This is a genomic window from Streptomyces sp. S4.7, from assembly GCF_010384365.1.
Lineage (GTDB): Bacteria > Actinomycetota > Actinomycetes > Streptomycetales > Streptomycetaceae > Streptomyces.
Genome location: NZ_CP048397.1, coordinates 18,011 through 35,969, shown reverse-complemented (window position 1 = coordinate 35,969; position 17,959 = coordinate 18,011). Strand labels below are relative to the sequence as shown.

Here is a 17,959-nt window from a genome sequence, read left to right as displayed (position 1 = left end):
CGTATGTCCGCACGCCGACGGTCGCTGACGGTCGGTCTGCTCGCGCTGGCCCTGTCGGCGGGTCTGGTGTCGGCCGAGGCGGCGCCTCCTGCCCCGCCATCGGGAGCCTCCTCCCCGTCTTCGGAGCTTTCCTCCGCGCAGGCGAAGCTGTCCAACGGCCGGGCGGGACCGGTGGCTCCGGCGAGTGCGGCTGCCGCCGAGCCGACCACGAAGAACGCCGTGTACGCCTACGACGCGGCATCCCGTCTGGTCGGTGTGACGGACCCGGCAGGTGAGACGGCCCGCTACCGTTACGACGCGGCGGGCAACCGCCTCGGCGTCGACCGCTACGAGTCGAGCACCCTGTCCGTCCTCTCCCTGGTCCCCGTCCGCGCCCAGGCAGACGCGAAGGTCACCCTCTCCGGCACCGGTTTCTCGACCACCCCGGCCTCCAACACGGTCGAGTTCGGTACGACGGCGGCCACGGTCACCTCCGCTACCGCGACCCGTCTGGTGGTCAGCGTCCCGGCCGCTGCGGTCAACGGCAAGGTGTCGGTGACCACGGGCGGCACAACAGTCCAGTCACCGGAGTCGTTCACCCTGGCCACGCCCGCGCCGTCGATCACGAAGGTCGAGCCGGCGTCGGGTGTCGTGGGCTCCCGCGTGGTGCTGTCCGGGACGAACTTCGCCCCGACGGCGTCGGAGAACGTGGTGCGGTTCGCCGGAGGTGTCATCGCCGAGGTCGTAACCCGCACCAGCACGGCGCTGACGGTCGAAGTACCGCTCGGTGCGGTGAGCGGCCCGCTGGAGATCGCCACCTCGGACGGCGAGGCGGCCTCCGCCACAAGCTTCCGGGTCGCCTACGGCGACGGCGGCGGGGAGATCGAGACGTCCGAGGAGACGACGGTCGGGGACGAGACCCCGCCGACGGTGTCGATCACCACTCCGGGCAATCAGGCGCAAGTGCTGTTCAACGCGTTCGCCGGTGACAACATCAACATCGGCATCACGGGCTCCACGTTCAACACGTCGGTGAACGCCCGGCTGGTGGACCCGCAAGGCAAGCGGGTGGATTCCTTCGCCTTCTCACGCGAGCAGGCCGACGGCGAGTTCACCGACGTGCCCGTCAGCGGCCAGTACTCGCTGCTGCTCGACCCCGGCGCGAACAACATCGGCGCCGCCACCGTCGTGGTCTCGAACCCGAAGACCGCCGCGCTGGCCATCTCCGGAGCACCCGTCACCGCGCAGCTCACCCGACCCGGACAGGACCAACTGCTGACCTTCACCGGCGCGTTGGGCACCTCGCTGAGCCTGGGAATCGACGCCGCCCAGATGCCCGGAGGACTCACCGTCCGGCTGTACAGCCCGAACGGCGACCAGGTCGAATCGATCGCCGTCAGCGGCGGGAAGAGCGGCGCGATCGATGTGGATACGCTCCCGCAGTCGGGAACGTACACACTGGCGCTGGATCCCAACGCGGGAGGCGGCGGCACCCTCACGGTGACCGCGTCGCCCTACGCCGACGCCGGCACGCTCGCCCTGACGGGACCGCCCGTCGTCCTCTCGCTCACCCGCCCGGGACAGGACGGAATCGCCCGGTTCTCCGCCCAGGCAGGCCAGCGCGTGTCCCTCGGGGCGACAACCACGGGATTCGGCGGCTACGTCCGGGTCGACATCCGTCGCCCCGACGGATCCGAGGTCGGCTCCTTCTCCGCCCCCGCCGACGGCACGGAGGACTGGGACAGCGAACCCCTCCCGGACACCGGCCTCTACACCGTCGCGGTGCACCCCAGCCACGACCTGGCGACCGGCGAGATCGCACTGTCGCTCTCCCGGCCGGTCAGCGTCGCTCAGCTCAGCGTCGCCGGCTCCGCGGTTGCGATGGACATCGGCCGCACGGGCCAGGACGCCGAGACGGTCTTCCAGGGGCAGCAGGGTGACACCCTCTCCCTCGGTGCGACCGGCAGCACCTTCACCGAGTACGTGGACGTCACCGTGGTCGCGCCGTCCGGAGCGAAGGTCGTCGACGGAGTCAACGTGACCGCCGGTGAGTCGACCACCATCGGACTCCCGCCACTGACGGAGACCGGTACCTACCGTGTGTACGCGGATCCGAACGACGGCGCGGTCGGAACACTCTCGATGATCCTCTCCGCCGACATAGCCACGTCCCTGACACCGGACGGCCCCCAGCAGGCCACGACGACCGCCCGCGCGGGTCAGCGCGTGCGGGCGCAGTTCACCGCACCCGACTCGGCGTCCCTCGGTATCGGCATCACCGCGAACACCATGCCGGAAATCACCGAGATCACGCTCATCGGCCCGGCCGGCGGTACGGGAACGGTCGTCGGTCGCATGGCCCGTACGGCGCCCGACGCGTACTACCTGAACGACCTCACGCCGGGGGCCTCCTACACCCTGCTCTTCGAACCGGAGGAAGCGGCCAAGGGCGGCATGACGCTCTGGCTCTCGAAGCCGGTGCAGGCAGGCACGCTGACCGCCGGATCCGCGCCGCGCGTCGGGGAGATCACCCGCGCCGGCCAGCAGCTCGAGTACAAGACCGACGCGGTGGCCGGCGCCGGTGCGGCCGTCGTCTTCGACACCACCACCTTCGCCAAGACCTCGACGCTCTTCCACCGCGCCCCCGACGGTACGGAGGAGAGCCTTGGCTCGCTGACCAGAACATCCTCAGCGGAGGCCGATCTGCGCGCTCCGCTGACCGCAGGCACCCACCGGGTGTTCGTACGCCCCAGCGAGCCGGTCACCGGCACCACCAGTGCGACGCTGATCCCCGACGCGGACGGCGGAGCACTGGCCACCACGGGCACGCGTAAACCCGTCACCCTCGCCACGGCCGGCCAGAACGGCCGCTACACCGTCACCGGCACCCAGGGACAGAAGCTCACCCTCGGGCTGAACACCCCACCCGCCGCCTGGGCATTGTCGGTGTACGGCCCGGACGGCAAATGGCTGGTCGACGCGCGCTCGATGAGCGTGACCGCCGTCACCTACGCCCTGCCGATGCTCCCCGCCACCGGCACCTACACGCTCACGGTCGACCCCAACACCCTCAAGACCGGCACCTACACCCTCGGATTGACCGCGGCCGCGGCCATCACCGGAGCAGACAGCCCCAGCCGGTCCGCGGACAAACCGAAAACCGGCAGCGACGACACCGCATCCCCCGCCGCTCGCGTCACTCCGAGCGGGCCGGACGCGTGGCAGCCGGACAAGGGGAATCTCGCCGGCTACGACTGGCTGACCCGGCGCGGCGACGTTCCCAAGGGCCCGGCCGCGCTCCGCGCCCCGCCCGAGACCACCGCGCTGACCGGTCGCGTCCTCAAGCTCGACGGCAAGCCGCTGGCGAAGGTCACGGTCTCCGTGGGCAAGAAGTCGTCGAAGACGGACGCGCGCGGCCGGTTCCTGCTGAGCGGTATCGCCGACACGTCCACCACCCTCGTGGTGGAGGGTGCGAGTGCGAACAACTCGAAGCGTAGTTATGGCCGTTACGACATCCGGATCAGCCCGACGGCCGGGCGGACGGTCGATCTCGGGTTCCCGGTGTGGATGACACCGCTGGACATGAAGAACACGGTGAGGTTCGCGGCTCCGGCGAAGGCCGATGTCGTGCTGAAGACCCCGAAGATCCCGGGGCTCGAAGTCCGTATCCCCAAGGGTTCGGTGGTCCGTGACGAGCACGGGAATCCGGTCACGGAGCTGGGGATCACGGCGATCCCGATCGACCGGCCGCCGTTCCCGCTGCCTGAGAACGGCATCGTCCCGGTCTACTTCACCGTGCAGCCGGGCGGAACGTACGTGTTCCCCGAGGGCGCGCAGATCATCTACCCGAACTACACGCGCGAAGCCCCCGGCACCCGGGTCAAGTTCCAGGACTACGACCCGAAGAAGAAGGGCTGGTACGTCTACGGCAAGGGTGAGGTCTCGGCGGACGGCCGCCAGGTCATACCCGACAAGAAGACCCGCGTCTGGGCCTTCCACGGCGCGATGTTCAACATCGACGACCTGATCCCGTGGGAAGACACCTGGATCGAAGACGTCATCGACTGGCTGTCGGGCGACCCGGTCGAGCTCTCCACGGGCCTGCTCACCGACTCCCGTACGGACCTGGCGGTCGCCGGTTCGACGGCGTCGGCCGATGTCACGCGTACCTACTGGCAGGGCGACAAGGAGAAGCGGGCGTTCGGCATCGGCCGTGACCTGTCGTGCAACGCCTTCCTGCACTCCAAGAAACAGTGGCAGGAGGTCGACCTCTACCTGCCGGGCGGCAGCAAGACCCACTTCACCCGTACCTCATCGGGGACCGGCTGGACGGACGCGGTGTTCGAGCCGGTCGACACCTCGTCCGACTTCCAGGGCTCGAAGATCATCTGGAAGGGCTACAACAGCGGTTGGGACCTGACGTTCCGGGACGGCACGGTGTGGGTGTTCCCGCAGTACGCGGCGCTGAAAGAGATCCGCGACCGGCACGGGAACAGCATCAAGCTGACGCGCCGGGACGGCAAGAACGGCGAGATCACCCGTATCACCACCTCCGGCGGTAGGTGGATCTCGCTGGCCTACGACACCCAGCACCGCGTCGACACGGCGAAGGACAACACCGGCCGCACCACCTCCTACACCTATGACAGCGCGGGCCGTCTGGAGACGGTGAAGGATCCCGCGGGCAAGGTCAGCCGATACACGTACGACGGCACGTCGAACCGGATCAAGACGGCAACCGACGCACGCGGCATCACGTATATGTCGAACACCTTCCACGCGGACGGGCGGGTGAAGGAGCAGACCCTCACCGAGGATGCGAAGTACTCGTTCGCGTACACCGAGACTGGCGCCGGGAAGATCACGTCGGCGAACGTGACCCAGCCGGGCGGCTCCGTACGGCGCGTGGAGTTCGACACGGACGGCTACGGCGTCAAGGACACGGAGGCGTACGGGAGTTCACTGGCGCGGGCGACGCAGTACCACCGAGGCCCGAAGCACCGGATCGACGCGGTGACCGATCCGTACGGCCGGCGCACGGAGCTGACGTACGACGCCAACGGCTACGTCACCCGAACCACCGAACTCGCAGGCACCGCACAGGCGCGCCAGTCGGGTACGACGGTCTACAACGGCCCTTACGACCAACCCACCTCCGTCACGGACCCGTTGGGCAACACCACCATCCTCGAGTACGACGCGGCGGGTGACCTGCGGACGGTCCGGGATCCCGAGTCCAGGGAGACCGACTTCACGTTCACGCCGGACGGCCAGATCAAGACGGTCACTGACGCGTCGGACGCGGTGACGGAGTACACCTACCGCAACCGCGAGTTGGTCTCGGCGAAGGACGCGGAGGGCCGTACCGGCAGTCAGTTCCTGGACGCGGCGGGTCGTCCGACCGTGGTGATGGACGAGGCGGGTTCGCGTACGACGCTGACGTATGACGCGCTGAACCAGACGCGGAAGATCACCGATCCGCTGGGCCGGTCGACGGCTCTGGACTACGACGAGAACGGCAACCTGACCAGGCTGACGGACGCCCGTGAGAACAGCACGTCGTGGGCGTACGACGACGCGGGCAGTACGAAGTCGGTGACGGACCCGCTGGGCGCGCAGGCGCTGTTCGGCTACGACGCGGCGGGTCGGCTGACGAAGGCGACGAGCCGTTCGGGCCTGGTCGCGACGGCTGAGTACGACCTGCTGGGCTGATCGAAGAACACCAAGTACGGCGTGAACGCGGCGGGTGTCGCCGAGTCGACGGTGACGTACGCGTACGACGCGGTGGACCTGCCGAAGACGATCACGGACACCCAGGCGGGCGACGAGAGCTTCGGCTACGACGCCTACGACCGACTGACGACGGTGACGGGCCCCACGGGCACGGTGGGCTACGACTACGACGCGGCGGACCGCCGCAAGGAGATGACGGCGGCCGGGACGACCACGCTCTACGGTTACGACACCTCCAGCATCCTGACGTCCGTCACCTCGGGCGGCCAGGAGGTGACGTTCGGCCTCGATGCCGTGGGCCGTGAGAAGACGGCGAGTTTGCCGGGCGGCATCACGCGCACCACCACGCTCGACAAGACGGGCGCGATCTCGGCGATCGACTACGCGCGGGGTACCGCCGACATCGGTGACCTCTCCTACACGCGCGACATCCGAGGCCTCCAGACGGGCCTGACGGGCAGTCTGGTGTCCGTCGCACTCCCCGCGGCCGAGACGGGGTCGGTGTTCGGCAAGGACAACAGGGTCACGTCCCTGGGCGGCCGTTCCTTCACGTACGACGCGGACGGCCAACTGAAGTCGGACGGCAAGCGGACGTACGACTGGAACGCGCGAGGCCAACTGTCGGCCCTGGACCCGGTGGCGGACGGCCCGACGGGCACGTTCACCTACGACCCCCTGGGCACCCGCAGTTCGAAGAAGCTGGGCGACACAACCCAGAAGTACCTGACGGACGGCTCGAACCCGCTGGTGGAACAGGATGGTTCGGGCGAGACGTCGGCCACGGTCGCGACGTCGGGCCTGGACCAGTACCTGACCCGCACGGAGAAGGGCGCGACGCAGGTCTATCTGACGGACGCGTTGGGCACGGTGGTGGGCCTGGCGAACGCGGACGGCACGGTCGCGACGAGCTACACGTACGACCCGTACGGCCAACCGACGACGTCCGGGGCGGCGTCGACCAACCCGTACACCTTCACCGGCCGCGAGTCCGACGGCACGGGCCTGCTCCACTACCGCAACCGCTACTACGACCCCGAGTCCGGCCGCTTCATCTCCCAGGACCCGATCGGCCACGCGGGCGGCACCAACCTCTACCAGTACGCGCTCAGCTCCCCGACGACCTACACCGACCCGACAGGCAACAGCCCGATGCTGGCCGGCTGCGTGATCGGTGGCCTGGGAGAGGCGGGCCTGGACTGGCTGGGCCAGCGCCTCTCCGGCCGGAAGGTCAACGGCTCCAGACCAGCACCGGAACCTGGGTCCAGATCACGGCCATCGCCCGCCAAACCAAGTCAACGACCGTCTACAACCTCACTGTTAACGACCTCCACACCTATTATGTGCTGGCGGGTGACACTCCAGTACTCGCCCATAACATAGGCGGTAAAAAGGGTGGATATGGTGATGCATGTAAGCTCTTCTATCCTGGCAAGTATGCGGGTGGTTCGATCGATGCGCGCAACCAGTCGCGTGCATTCAATAGCACAGAAATAGTTGACATCAATAAGCTCGGCAATAAATTCGGCTGCCATGCATGCGGCGCCATGAACTCGGGGTACCCGAATGGGACTTGGGTTAAAGATCATCAGCCTGTGTTGACATTCGTGGATAAATCGGTACCGCAGCAATTGTTCCCGCACTGTCGAAGGTGTAGTTCTCAACAGGGCATTGCGGCCGCGCAGTTCATACGCGACAAAATTAATCCGTACACAGACTTCTAGGGGTAACTGGTGGATGCGGAAGGCGGAGCCTCTTCCTTTCGAGTGGGGGTCCCGTGGGGAGTGCTTCGCTTTGAATCGGTCGGTGGTGACGGAGATATTCCAGATATTGATCCGGTGGATTCGCCGGTTGAGGCGAACACGACCTGCATGGTGATCGCGGTCGTTCACCCCGACATCGGGCCCGTAGATGTCACGGTTCTTCTAGGGGAGGGCGGTGCGGAAGCGGCTGTCGGGATCTTCGACGGGCTATTTGACGTCCCAAACGGTGAGGTCGAAGTGGCGGACCTTGTGGGTGAGGACTTCTGTCATCGATTCGCCGTGGCCGGATCCAGAGTCCGCGTAAGAGTCAGTGTTGACGATCCACAGATGGCGCAGAGCGTCGTTCTTCGTATCACTGCCGAGTGAGCACGGTCGAAGTCAGGAGGACCGAGTGCGGCGTAGAACGGTAGTGGTTTCAGGGTCGGCGGCCGGACTGGGTCTCGTAGGAGGAGGCGTGGTCGCAGCAAACCTGAGGAGTGGCTCGTCGGAGGCGGAGAACAGCTTTGGAGCGGCAACTGCACATGGCAGGCTTGCCGTTGTGGGGGCCGAGCTGCCAGAGCGTTGCGTAGGAATAGTAGTGCTCGATCGTGGGCGCGCAGTGAAGGCGTTAGTTCGGGGTGTGCGGACCATTGGCGGGGATCGGATTTTGGTGACCTTCGGGGCGGGGGCGGCCCTTTTCGAGGGCGCAGAAGTCCAGGCGCCGCGGCAGTTGAAAGTGATGCCGTCCCTCCTCGGGGATCTGCTTGATCCCGCGCTGTCGCACGGTGACCTTCTTGTGTGGGTCGCGGGGGAGGACACCGCTGCGGTGCGGAAGGCTGTGGAGAGTGTCAAGGCTGTTGCCGACAAGGTGGGTTGGGCCGTTCGTTGGGCCATTGACGGGTTCCGGGCGGAGAATCGTGTCGAGGGTGGCCGGGGGCCTGCCCGTAACCCGTTTCACTTCACGGAGGGGTTTGGGAATCCGGAGTCCGAGGGTGAGGTCGCTGACCGGGTTCTTGTGCGGGAGGGGCAGGGTGAGCCGGAGTGGGCTGTCGGAGGGAGGTATCAGGTTGTTCGGGTGATTCGGTTCGCGACGGAGTTGTGGGACAAGGATTCTGTGGACGAGCAGGAGCGGATCATGGGACGGCGGCGTGACGGGAGGTGGCAGGACGGGGCGCCTGTTGGTGAGGAGCCGAATTTCGCGGCTGACCCGAAGGGTCGGCGGACCCCGCTCGACTCGCACGTGCGGCTTGCTGCCCCTGATCGCCGCAATCCGCCCCAACTCGTGCGCCGTAGTTACAGCTACGACCGGGGCGATGGTGACACCGGCATCATCTTCAACTGTTACCAGCGGGACCTGGCCAAGGGATTCGAGGCTGTCCAGAAACGGCTCGAGGGTGAGGCACTGGCGAAGTACGTCCTCACGACCGGCGGTGGGTACTTCTTCGTACCTCCGCCCGGCGACGCGTGGATCGATGCCCTCAGTTAGAGCTCGCGTGAACTCTGTCGACGGGCACGCACTTTCTTCGTATATGTTCTCGCTGGTGAGTCCTGTGAAGTCTGCCGCCTCACGTCACACGCCGGCCTGTGCCCGGGATGTGTGAAGGGCGGGCAGGGCTGGTGCCCAGTGCACCTCTTCGCTGATGCTTGGTGCCGGTCGGTGCGGGTGGGGGCCTGGTTGAGGACGCCGGGGTCGAGGAGTTGAACGGTGAGGGCGTAATCGCGGGGCGCTTTGTCTGCTGAGTGCAGCCAGCGGGCCGCTTCGAGTTCCTGCCACGGGGCGGGGTTGTCGCGCAGGCGCATACCGCGCAGGAGCCCGGCGGGCAGGTGTGTTCGCCCGCGACTGTCGGTGCGCAGCGCGCACTGGAGAGCGAGCAGCCGGGCTTGGGTCTGTCAAACGAACGGTGTATCTCGGGTTGTTGAGGGTTACTGGCGGGCTGCGGAGAGTCGGCCGTCGAAGGTGATGTCGAAGGCGTTCAGGGCGGTCTTCCAGCGCATGGTCCAGCGGGCCTGACCCTTGCCGGTCGGGTCCAGGGACATGATCGCCATGTAGACGCACTTCGGGGCGGCCTGCTCATTCGGGAAGTGGCCGCGGGCCTTGACCGCCCGTCGGATCCGCGCGTTGACGGACTCGATCGCGTTCGTGGTGCAGACGATGCGGCGGATCTCGGTGTCGAAGCGGAGGAAGGGAGTGAACTCCTCCCAGGCGTTCTCCCAGAGCCGGACGATCGCCGGATATTCTTTGCCCCACGCGTCGGCGAACTCCGCGAACCGCTCGAGTGCGGCCTCCTCGGTCGCCGCGGTGTAGACGGGCTTGAGGAGTTTGGCGATCTTGTCCCAGTCCTGGCGGGCTGCATAGCGGAAGGAGTTCCGCAGCAGGTGGACCACGCACGTCTGCACGACGGTGCGGGGCCAGACGGTCTCGACTGCGTCGGGCAGGCCCTTGAGCCCGTCGCAGACCAGCATGAGGATGTCGTTCACGCCGCGGTTCTTGATCTCGGTGAGGATGTGCATCCAGTGCTTGGCGCCCTCGCCGCCGTCGCCGGCCCACAGCCCGAGGATGTCCCGCCGACCCTCGGTCGTGACGGCCAGGGCCACGTAGATGGGCCGATTGGCGACCGCGCCGTCGCGGATCTTCACGTGGATGGCGTCGATGAAGACCACCGGGTAGACGGCGTCCAGGGGCCGGTTTTGCCATTCGGCCATGCCTTCGAGGACCTTGTCGGTGATCGTGGAGATCGTCTGGCGCGACACGTCGGCGCCGTATACCTCGGCCAGGTGGGCTTGGACCTCACCGGTGGTCAGGCCCTTTGCCGCGAGTGAGATGACCATCTCGTCGACGCCGGACAAGCGCTTATGGCGCTTCTTGACGATCTTCGGTTCGAAGGAGCCCTCGCGGTCGCGGGGCGCAGTTATCTCCACCGGGCCGACGTCGGTGAGCACGGTTTTGGTGCGGGTGCCGTTGCGGCTGTTGCCGCCGTTCTTCCCGGCGGGATCATGCTTGTCATAGCCCAGGTGGTCAGTGATCTCGCCCTCGAGAGCGGACTCCAGGAGCCGCTTGGTCAGCTGCTGGAGCAGCCCGCCCTCGCCGGTCAGCTGCAGGCCCTCGGCCTGGGCCCGACTCACGAGCTCGTCGATCAGCCGGTCGTCCATGGACTTCGGCACCACGGCCTGAGACGGCTCGACGGTCTCGGCCTCGGTCACGTTGTTGCTGGTCATCGATGCATCTTCCATGATCGGGAGTTACACCGAACGTTTTACAGTCCCCCTTCCCGTGCCGCTGGCCGGCCTCGTCCTCGAACTCGTCGCGACCCGCCGCGGCAAAGCCAAGATCGGCACCCCCGACGACATCCGCTGGCTTTTCCCCGGAGGACGCCCAGGGCACCCCCTCGGCGACGACCGGATCGGCCAGCGCCTCCACAAGATCGGGATTCAGCCGAGGCAGGACCGCTCCACCGCGCTGTTCACCCTCGCCACCGAAGTCCCCGCCGCGATCCTCGCCCGGATGCTCGGGGTCCACATCAAAGTGGCCGTCCAGTGGCAGCAGGCATCAGGCGGGGACTGGGCCGCCTACGCCGCCGACATCAGCCGCCGAGACGGGTTGTAATGCTCTCGACCCGCGCCGGAACGTATGGGCAGCAACCGTTGGACTCTGGGTGGAATTGGGTCATCTCTTGCCGAGAGGGGGTAGGACCCATAGCCGCACGGTCTGGTCTTCGCTACCGGTCGCTAGGATCCGACCGTCTGGCGAGAACGCCAGGGTTGTGACTGCCTTCGTGTGTCCGACGAGAGGATACCCGACACATTCGCGGGTGACCGGGTTCCATAGCCGAACTGTCTTATCCCGGCTCGCCGAGGCAAGTAGCCCTTCGTTAGAGAATGCGACGCTTGTAATTCGTCTGGAGTGTCCTGTAAGGGGTTTTCCTATCTGTACACGGGTGACGGGATCCCAAAGGCGCACCGTCCGGTCATCTCCACCAGTTGCAACGTATGAGCTATCGCGTGAATAGTCAATTGCATGGAAACCTGCGGGAATGCCACGGTTTAGGAGTGACCACAGCGAGTTTCTATAATAGGCGGGGCCTTGCAGTGTGTCGCCGACGGCATGCTGCGTTGAGGACTCCCAAAATCCGACATGCGACGAATTCATGCCTGTTGCGGCGATCATTTTGCTATCGGGGGAGAAAGCTATCCTGACGGGGCCTCGCTTGTTGAACTTCGTCGGCAGCGGCACACCAATGGACTCGCAAGTCTCAACATTCCATAGCACGACTTTAGTATGCGGCCCTACAGCCGCAGCCAGCACTTCGCCATCGGGCGAGAACGCCAGCGACCAAACCGTCGCGGTGCTGATGGAAGGCCCGCGCTGCTGTCTGATATCGCAGTCCCATAGCCGTATCGTGCCGTCATAGCTGCCTGTGCCGAGCAGCCTGCTGTCTTGGGGTGAGAACGACACGGAGGTGACCCTGCCCGCATGACCCCTAAGAGGTAGATCGATCTGATCGTGAGTGGATGTGTCCCAGAGTCGGATCTCGTGATCGTTGCTGCCGGATGCCAGATAGCGTCCGTCGCACGAAAATGCCAGCGAGGTGACCGCTTTGGCGTGACCGGTCAAAGTGGCCAGCGGGTAACTGCACCCTCCTTGCAAAACATTCAATACAACCTGCGTCGCCAGCCCTCCCTTTGTGAATTGTTCCTGTCGTCGCCGAAGCTGCAAAATATCGACCTGGAGCTGCTTGACGGTCCATGATAGGTCCGATGGCCTACTGTCCGAATTCGGATTTTCGGTTGTCTGCTTGGTCTCTGAAATCTCTTTCTGATATCGCTGTTCGGCAACATCAACAAAAACATCGTGTGTACCTGATCCCGATGCCCCGCTTTCCATGGGCCCGGGCAGGCCGTACTGGACGGCTTCCCAAAGGGCGTGGAAATTCCTCACTGTCACATCGGGATCTGGACGGTGCACCGACAGGCTGGCGAGATAGCGGACGGCGGCCTCTACCCGGGCCCAGGAGGGCACGGCCTCTCCACGCAGTAACTTGGCGAGCGTCTCGTGGCTGACAGGAGCACGTGACTCATCTGCCTCACCAATCTTCCTGGACATACTGCGGGTACCAGGGGTTCCCGCTTGTCTGTAGAGCGCATGAAACGCTTCGACTAGATCTCGCCTGGGGCCCGGAGGGCAAGACGCCTCATCCGGTTCTGGAATCGCCATGATGCTCCAACCGCAGCTGTGCCAACTCGCGTCAACTACCGCCAAGTTTGCTAGCCCTGGCCTGCCAGCGCAGGCAGTTCTCATCAATGAGCTCCAGCAAGCCGACTTGGCACTCGCAGGTGCTTGAGAGTGGAGAAGCGGCGCCGCACAACTGATCGCAACGCGGAAGGAAGACCCATGTCTGCACAAGACAAGCACACCTGCCTCGGACACCCGGCGGCTCGGTGGGACCGGATCATCATCGGCGGCGCTCTCTCCGGCGCAGTGCGGGCCATAGTCAGCTGGCTGCTTGGCCAGCACACGACCTGACAGTCCTCGTTGGCTGGCCGGAGACCTGCTCTCCTGCCAGCCAACTGATCCTCGTCAGCGCTTAGCGAGGCTCATGAACGGAAAGCAGAGGCAGCTCGAACCCCTATGCCGGCCCTCCCCCCAGTACCTCAATCAAGGGCATTGGGACAGTTCCAATACCCGACTCCACCGCTATCGCGCCCTGGCGGGGCCCAGGCCGAGCTGTTGGCCGAGGTCAACAAGCACGAGAGCGAGCGCAATCTCCAGCTGGTACTGGATGAGTTCCGAAACTACCGGGAAGGCGTTCTGCCCGCCGGTCCCGGCGCCCGCAGCCTCACCGAGTTCTTCGCCGGCATCGACACCCAACTCGATACCGCCTCGGCCGCGGCCCCGAAAACCCAGCGCAACGACCGCGACGTCCTCAACCTCCTGACCAAACGCGCCAACGTCCTGCACCTCGGACCGGCGAACTACTGCTGGTTCACCGATCCTTCCCGGGCACTCTGTCTCAAACTCGCCGGCACCCCCACCGCGGACCGTCCGCTGATCGGGATGTGTGACTCCGCCCGCTGTCCGCAGGCCACCTACCATCCCGGTCACCGCCCCGTCTGGGTCGAGCACGCCGACAGAACAAAGATCTTCATCGGCCAACTCGGCACCACCCGCAAGACCGAACGCATCCGGCTCCAGGCCGACTACGACCGAGCCCTCGGCGTCGTTGCCGAGATCGACGCCGCCCGCACCACCATGAACGAGGACTCCGCATGAGAATCTTGTATTGACCCGGAGGGTTGTTGACGCGGGTGATGGGCGGGTGTCCGTCGAGTGCGGTGTGGCAGCGGTGGTGGTTGTAGGTGTGGAGGAAGTCTGTCAGGGCTTCGGTCCGCTCGGTGTTCGAGGTGTAGGGCCGCAGGTAGGCCCATTCGTCGAGCAGGGTGCGGTTGAAGCGTTCGACTTTGCCGTTGGTCTGGGGCTGAGGTTCCCCCGTTGCTCGGGAGGTGCTGATCAGCTGGTCAGGGAGGGTTGACGGGGTTTCAGGTTCGCTCTTTTGGTCGTTGTCTGCTCGGCGTAGTGCTTCTCCTCGAACTCGATCGGGCTGAGGTAGCCGAGCCGCTTCTGGATGCGCCGGCTGTTATAGAAGCCATCGAAGTACTCGAAGAGTGCGAGGTTGGCTTCGGCCCTGGTGGTGAAGACGCGGCCGCGGACGCACTCGGTCTTCGTCAGCATCCACAGATTCTCCGCGAGGGCGTTGTCGTAACTGTCGCCGGCCGAGCCCATCGACGCGTCAATTCCTGCCCTCATCAGGCGTGTTGTCAGCTTGATGGACGTATATTGGCAGCCGTGGTCGGCGTGGTGGATGAGCTTGCCGGGCTCGACCTCGCGGGAGGCGAGCGCGTACTCCAGGCTGGACAGGACCAGGTCGGCGTCCGCGCGGGCGGAGGTTTCCCAGGCCACGACCCGGCGGGAGAATGCGTCGCGGATCGCGGACAGCCACAGCGGTCCCTCGGCGGTCGGGATCATCGTCAGATCGGTGACCCACAGACGGTTCGGCCCCTGGGCGGTGAAGTCCCGGTTGACGAGGTCCGGGGCGAGCGCGGCCTTGGGATCCCGGCGCGTGAAACCGCTCCGGCGCGGGCTGAGACCCGCCAGATCGGCCTCGCGCATCAACCGCTCGACGCGTTTGCGGCCTACGTGGACGCCCTCGCGTTTCAGTATGGCGTGCACCCGTGGCGACCCGTAGATGCCACCGGACCCGGTATGGATCGCCTTGATCTTCTCGGTGAGCTCGACGTCGCGGCGCCGCCGCTCGCAGGGCTCTTTCTCAGCGCGGCGCCAGCGGTAGTAGGTGGAGGAGGCGATGGAAAGCTCCCGGAGTACGCACTCGACTCCCAGGTGTGGATGCTCGTCGAGGAGCGCGGTCACCTGGGCCGGGTCGGGTCGAGTTGCGCCGCGAAAAACGCCGAGGCCGTCCGCAGCACGTCGTTCGCCCGCTTGAGCTGGGCGTTCTCCTTCCGCAGTGCCACCAGCTCGGCGTGTTCGTCGGTAGTCAGCCGGTCATCCCGCTCGCCGGCATCGGCCTCGGCCTGCCGGATCCAGCCCCGCAGGGCCTCGGGGTGGACGCCAAGGTCGACGGCCAGCTTCTTGATCTGCGGCTTCGGATCCGACGCGCGGTACATCCGCACCGCACGCTCACGCAACTCCAGTGAGTATTTTCTGGGGGCAGCCATGGTCGATGTTCCTCTCATGAGAACCATCTGACCCTCTGTCATCGACTTCCGCATCTCGGGGGAACCTCAAACCGCTCGCTCTTCCACGGCGAGGCCGGGGTCTCCCCCGACAGCACAGGCTCGTCCACCTCCTCCTTCCCGGCTGATTCGGGCAGGAGGACGCGCAGACACTGGCGATGCCGGGCGACAGCACGCTCGGCGGCATCACCGAGGTTGTTCCACAAGTGCCACCGGTCAGCGACCTGGACGGCTTGTGGCGCCCCGGCCCTGGCGCCTTCCGCGAAGAACGGTGCACGATCGCGGCAGACGACCTCGATCCCGGGACGAGCGGCAAGCCATCCGGCCACGCTGGCTGCCTCCCGGTCGGGCAGCAGGTCCACCGGTCGCCGGGTTTCGACGTCGACCAGCACGGTGCCGTACGCATGGCCCTTGCGGGTGGCGTACTCATCGACGCCGACCACCCGAGGAGACGGGATATCCGGCTCGGGCAGGGCGTTGACCAGGCGCAGGACCGTGCTCCGGCTGACAGACACGCCCAGAACCGCGGACAGCCGGGCGCCGGCCCTGCCCGCCAGGGCGAGACCCACCGAAGCGAGCGTCGAGCGCAGCCGCTCGGTGCGCTGGCCGTGCTTGCGGGTCAAGCCGGGTATCTGCTCGACGAAGGTCCGGCGCGGACACGACCTGTTCTGGCACCGGAAGCGCCGGACGCGCAGGCGGAGTACGACTCTTCGCCCGCCGCTCGGGACATCGGCGGGAAACCGCAGGTAGGAGCTGTGCACTCGGGCCGACCACATGCCGCACTGCGGGCAGGAGGCACCCCGCGAAGTGCTGTGCGCGTCAACACGGACTATCGCGATATCGACGTCTACCGACAGCACCGCGACGTCCGCGACCGACGGGAACAACAGCTCCTGCAACCGGAGCACGACTTCTCTCACGGGCGAGACTGTCAGCCCCACCACGACGATCATGATCAATTTTCGGTCTGCTTCTCGCTCCACCCGGCAGCCGCCCACCGTCACTCAGAGTCGCCCTTGCACGGAAGTTGAGCCAGAACCGCTTGAAGTGAACGAAGCCAACGACTCCTACCCGAAGAGACGCAACCTCGGCGTCGGCTTTCGATTCTGATCGAATCGACCCCGAGAGTAAGGGCTGGAAAATAGCGTTCTTCTCGGCATCACACTGCATACATGAAGAGGTGACGCTCAAACCATGCATGAAACCAAGTCTGCGACTCTGCTCACCATCGTCGCCGTCGCGGTGACTCTGATGGGTGCTCCGGCCACCGCCCACGCGGCGCCCCGGAGTGTGGAAACCGCCGTCGCCAGAACCACCGCCAGCTGTCAGATCGGGGACGGGCACACCGATTTCAAGGGCACCAACATCAACATGCGCAATAGCCCTGGCGGTGCGGTCATCGGAGTCGCGAACACAGGAGACTGCGCCTACTACTACAAGTCGGACCCCGGTCCTCTTGTGGTCTGCCCGGATGGCTCGAATACAGCCGCATGGAGCCTGGTTGTCAACAAGCGCACCAAGGTCCTCGGCTATGTCTCGGGGTGAAGTTTTCCCGCGATCTCGGACACGTGATCGTTATGCGGCAAGGGTGTGCTGGTGCCGCTGCCTGGCCTCGGCCGGGGTGAGGTAGCCGAATATCTTGTGTTTGCGCAGACGGCGGCGGTTGTAGAAGGTCTCGATGAAGGAGTAGACCTCGGCGCGGGCAGTGGCCCGGTCGGGCCAGATGCGGGTGCCGATCTCCTCCTTGAGGAGGGCCCAGAAGCTCTCCGCGGCGGTGTTGTCGAAGCATGATCCGGTGCGTCCACAGCTCTGCCGTAGCCCCAACTCCCGTATGTGATGCCGGAATTGGGTTGATGTATATTCGCTGCCGGGATCGCTGTGAACCACGCAGCCGGACTCCGGACCGCCCCGGCCGTGGGCCGTGTTCAGTGCGTCGACGACGAGCTCGGCGCGGTGGTGGCCGGCCATCGCGCAGCCGACGACCTCGCGGGTGGCCAGGTCCAGCCAGCAGGCGAGGTAGAGCCAGCCCTGCGCGGTGGGCAGATAGGTGATGTCGCCGACCAGCCGGGTCCCGGGCCGCTCGGCGTGGAAGTCGCGGTCGATCAGGTCCGGGGCCGGCTTCGCCTTCGCATCCGGTCGGGTCAGGGAACGCCTCTTGCGGCGGGTAGCACCGCGGATGTCGCGCTCGCGCATGACGCGGGCGATGCGCTGGTGGTTCACCCGCCGGCCCAGGCGGCGCAGTTCGGCGTGGATGCGCGGGACGCCGTAGGTGTGGCGGGAGGCGATGTGGAGCACGGTGATCTCGTTGGCGAGCGCTTCGTCGGCAGCCTGCCGGGCACGGCGGGCGGCCTCGCCCTCGCGCCAGGCGTAGTAGGAGGAGCGGGCGACTTTCAGCACCCGGCACAGCAGGGCAATCGGGTAGGTCGCCTTCTCCGCGTGGATCAACTGGCAGAGCTCGCTCACCGGTCGTTTTCCTTCACGAAGAAGGCCGTCGCTTTTTTCAGGATCTCGATCGTCTGCTGCTGTTCACGGACCTCCTTGCGCAGCCGCTTGAGCTCCTCGCGCTCGACGCTGGTCAGTTCACCGGATCCACCCTCGCCCCGATCCGTCTTCGCCCGGCGGTACCAGCCGCGCAGGGACTCCGAACTGATCCCGAGTTCCCGGGCTACGGCGGTGACCGTCTTGCCAGAGGAGTCGACGAGCGCGATCGCGTCCCGCTTGAACTCTTCGGTGTACCGCTTTGTGTACTTGCTTCCCACCTG

At 66.0% G+C, this 17,959-nt stretch carries 15 protein-coding genes and 1 pseudogene; 8 read left to right on the top strand and 8 right to left on the bottom strand.

Annotation, left to right across the window (positions count from 1 at the left end):
* Positions 1-3: 3 nt before the first annotated feature.
* The 4 genes from SSPS47_RS00165 (at position 4) to SSPS47_RS00145 (ending at position 8,937) form a co-directional block, all read left to right on the top strand.
* Positions 4-5,691 carry an IPT/TIG domain-containing protein gene (locus SSPS47_RS00165; RefSeq protein WP_164247485.1) on the top strand — a complete coding sequence of 1,896 codons (5,688 nt, stop codon included), beginning with the start codon at positions 4-6 and terminating at the stop codon, positions 5,689-5,691.
* Between the two features lie 21 nt (positions 5,692-5,712).
* Positions 5,713-7,092 carry an RHS repeat-associated core domain-containing protein gene (locus tag SSPS47_RS00160; protein ID WP_164247483.1) on the top strand — a complete coding sequence of 460 codons (1,380 nt, stop codon included), beginning with the start codon at positions 5,713-5,715 and terminating at the stop codon, positions 7,090-7,092.
* A 350-nt stretch (positions 7,093-7,442) separates the two neighbouring features.
* A complete protein-coding gene (locus SSPS47_RS00150) occupies positions 7,443-7,838 on the top strand; it encodes a hypothetical protein (protein WP_164247481.1) in 396 nt (131 codons plus the stop codon).
* 88 nt (positions 7,839-7,926) lie between these two features.
* Positions 7,927-8,937, top strand: coding sequence for a Dyp-type peroxidase (locus SSPS47_RS00145; protein WP_239064697.1), 1,011 nt, complete (start codon positions 7,927-7,929; stop codon positions 8,935-8,937).
* 437 nt (positions 8,938-9,374) lie between these two features.
* Here the strand turns inward: SSPS47_RS00145 and SSPS47_RS00140 are convergent, their stop codons facing one another.
* Positions 9,375-10,601, bottom strand: a complete 1,227-nt coding sequence (locus SSPS47_RS00140; RefSeq protein ID WP_203558006.1) for an IS256 family transposase — start codon at positions 10,599-10,601, stop codon at positions 9,375-9,377.
* Between the two features lie 121 nt (positions 10,602-10,722).
* Between SSPS47_RS00140 and SSPS47_RS00135 the strand changes: the two genes are divergently transcribed.
* On the top strand, positions 10,723-11,055 hold the full coding sequence (locus SSPS47_RS00135; protein WP_239064696.1) for a hypothetical protein: 333 nt from the start codon (positions 10,723-10,725) through the stop codon (positions 11,053-11,055).
* Between the two features lie 60 nt (positions 11,056-11,115).
* Here SSPS47_RS00135 and SSPS47_RS00130 read toward each other — a convergent pair whose 3' ends face one another.
* The gene (locus SSPS47_RS00130) at positions 11,116-12,552 is read right to left on the bottom strand and encodes a WD40 repeat domain-containing protein (protein WP_164247477.1); all 1,437 of its coding nucleotides are present in this window, start codon (positions 12,550-12,552) and stop codon (positions 11,116-11,118) included.
* Positions 12,553-12,840: 288 nt separating this feature from the next.
* Between SSPS47_RS00130 and SSPS47_RS35915 the strand changes: the two genes are divergently transcribed.
* Both SSPS47_RS35915 and SSPS47_RS00125 read left to right on the top strand, forming a co-directional pair.
* On the top strand, positions 12,841-12,972 hold the full coding sequence (locus SSPS47_RS35915) for a hypothetical protein (RefSeq protein WP_275405128.1): 132 nt from the start codon (positions 12,841-12,843) through the stop codon (positions 12,970-12,972).
* A 204-nt stretch (positions 12,973-13,176) separates the two neighbouring features.
* Complete coding sequence (locus SSPS47_RS00125) at positions 13,177-13,719, top strand: hypothetical protein (protein ID WP_203557750.1); 543 nt, start codon at positions 13,177-13,179, stop codon at positions 13,717-13,719.
* A gap of 7 nt (positions 13,720-13,726) precedes the next feature.
* Here SSPS47_RS00125 and SSPS47_RS00120 read toward each other — a convergent pair.
* The 4 genes and pseudogenes from SSPS47_RS00120 to SSPS47_RS00105 all read right to left on the bottom strand — a co-directional run.
* Positions 13,727-13,927: pseudogene (locus SSPS47_RS00120) on the bottom strand (integrase core domain-containing protein); the annotation flags it as partial.
* A 29-nt stretch (positions 13,928-13,956) separates the two neighbouring features.
* Positions 13,957-14,874: an IS3 family transposase gene (locus tag SSPS47_RS00115; protein ID WP_164247475.1), complete on the bottom strand. Its 918-nt coding sequence runs from the start codon at positions 14,872-14,874 to the stop codon at positions 13,957-13,959.
* The gene (locus tag SSPS47_RS00110) at positions 14,871-15,179 is read right to left on the bottom strand and encodes a transposase (protein ID WP_164247473.1); all 309 of its coding nucleotides are present in this window, start codon (positions 15,177-15,179) and stop codon (positions 14,871-14,873) included. The genes SSPS47_RS00115 and SSPS47_RS00110 overlap by 4 nt, the downstream gene beginning before the upstream one ends.
* Positions 15,180-15,217: 38 nt before the next feature.
* Positions 15,218-16,150 (bottom strand): ISL3 family transposase, encoded by a 933-nt coding sequence (locus tag SSPS47_RS00105; RefSeq protein ID WP_239065191.1) that lies wholly within the window; start codon positions 16,148-16,150, stop codon positions 15,218-15,220.
* Positions 16,151-16,391: 241 nt separating this feature from the next.
* Here SSPS47_RS00105 and SSPS47_RS00100 point away from each other — a divergent pair, with 241 nt between their 5' ends.
* Positions 16,392-16,742 carry a hypothetical protein gene (locus SSPS47_RS00100; protein ID WP_164247470.1) on the top strand — a complete coding sequence of 117 codons (351 nt, stop codon included), beginning with the start codon at positions 16,392-16,394 and terminating at the stop codon, positions 16,740-16,742.
* A gap of 30 nt (positions 16,743-16,772) precedes the next feature.
* On the opposite strand, the gene SSPS47_RS00095 is transcribed toward SSPS47_RS00100, so the two are convergent.
* Both SSPS47_RS00095 and SSPS47_RS00090 read right to left on the bottom strand, forming a co-directional pair.
* Entirely contained in the window at positions 16,773-17,660 is an 888-nt protein-coding gene (locus SSPS47_RS00095; RefSeq protein WP_164247468.1) for an IS3 family transposase, read from the bottom strand.
* On the bottom strand, positions 17,657-17,956 hold the full coding sequence (locus tag SSPS47_RS00090) for a transposase (RefSeq protein ID WP_164247466.1): 300 nt from the start codon (positions 17,954-17,956) through the stop codon (positions 17,657-17,659). The genes SSPS47_RS00095 and SSPS47_RS00090 overlap by 4 nt, the downstream gene beginning before the upstream one ends.
* Positions 17,957-17,959: the final 3 nt, after the last annotated feature.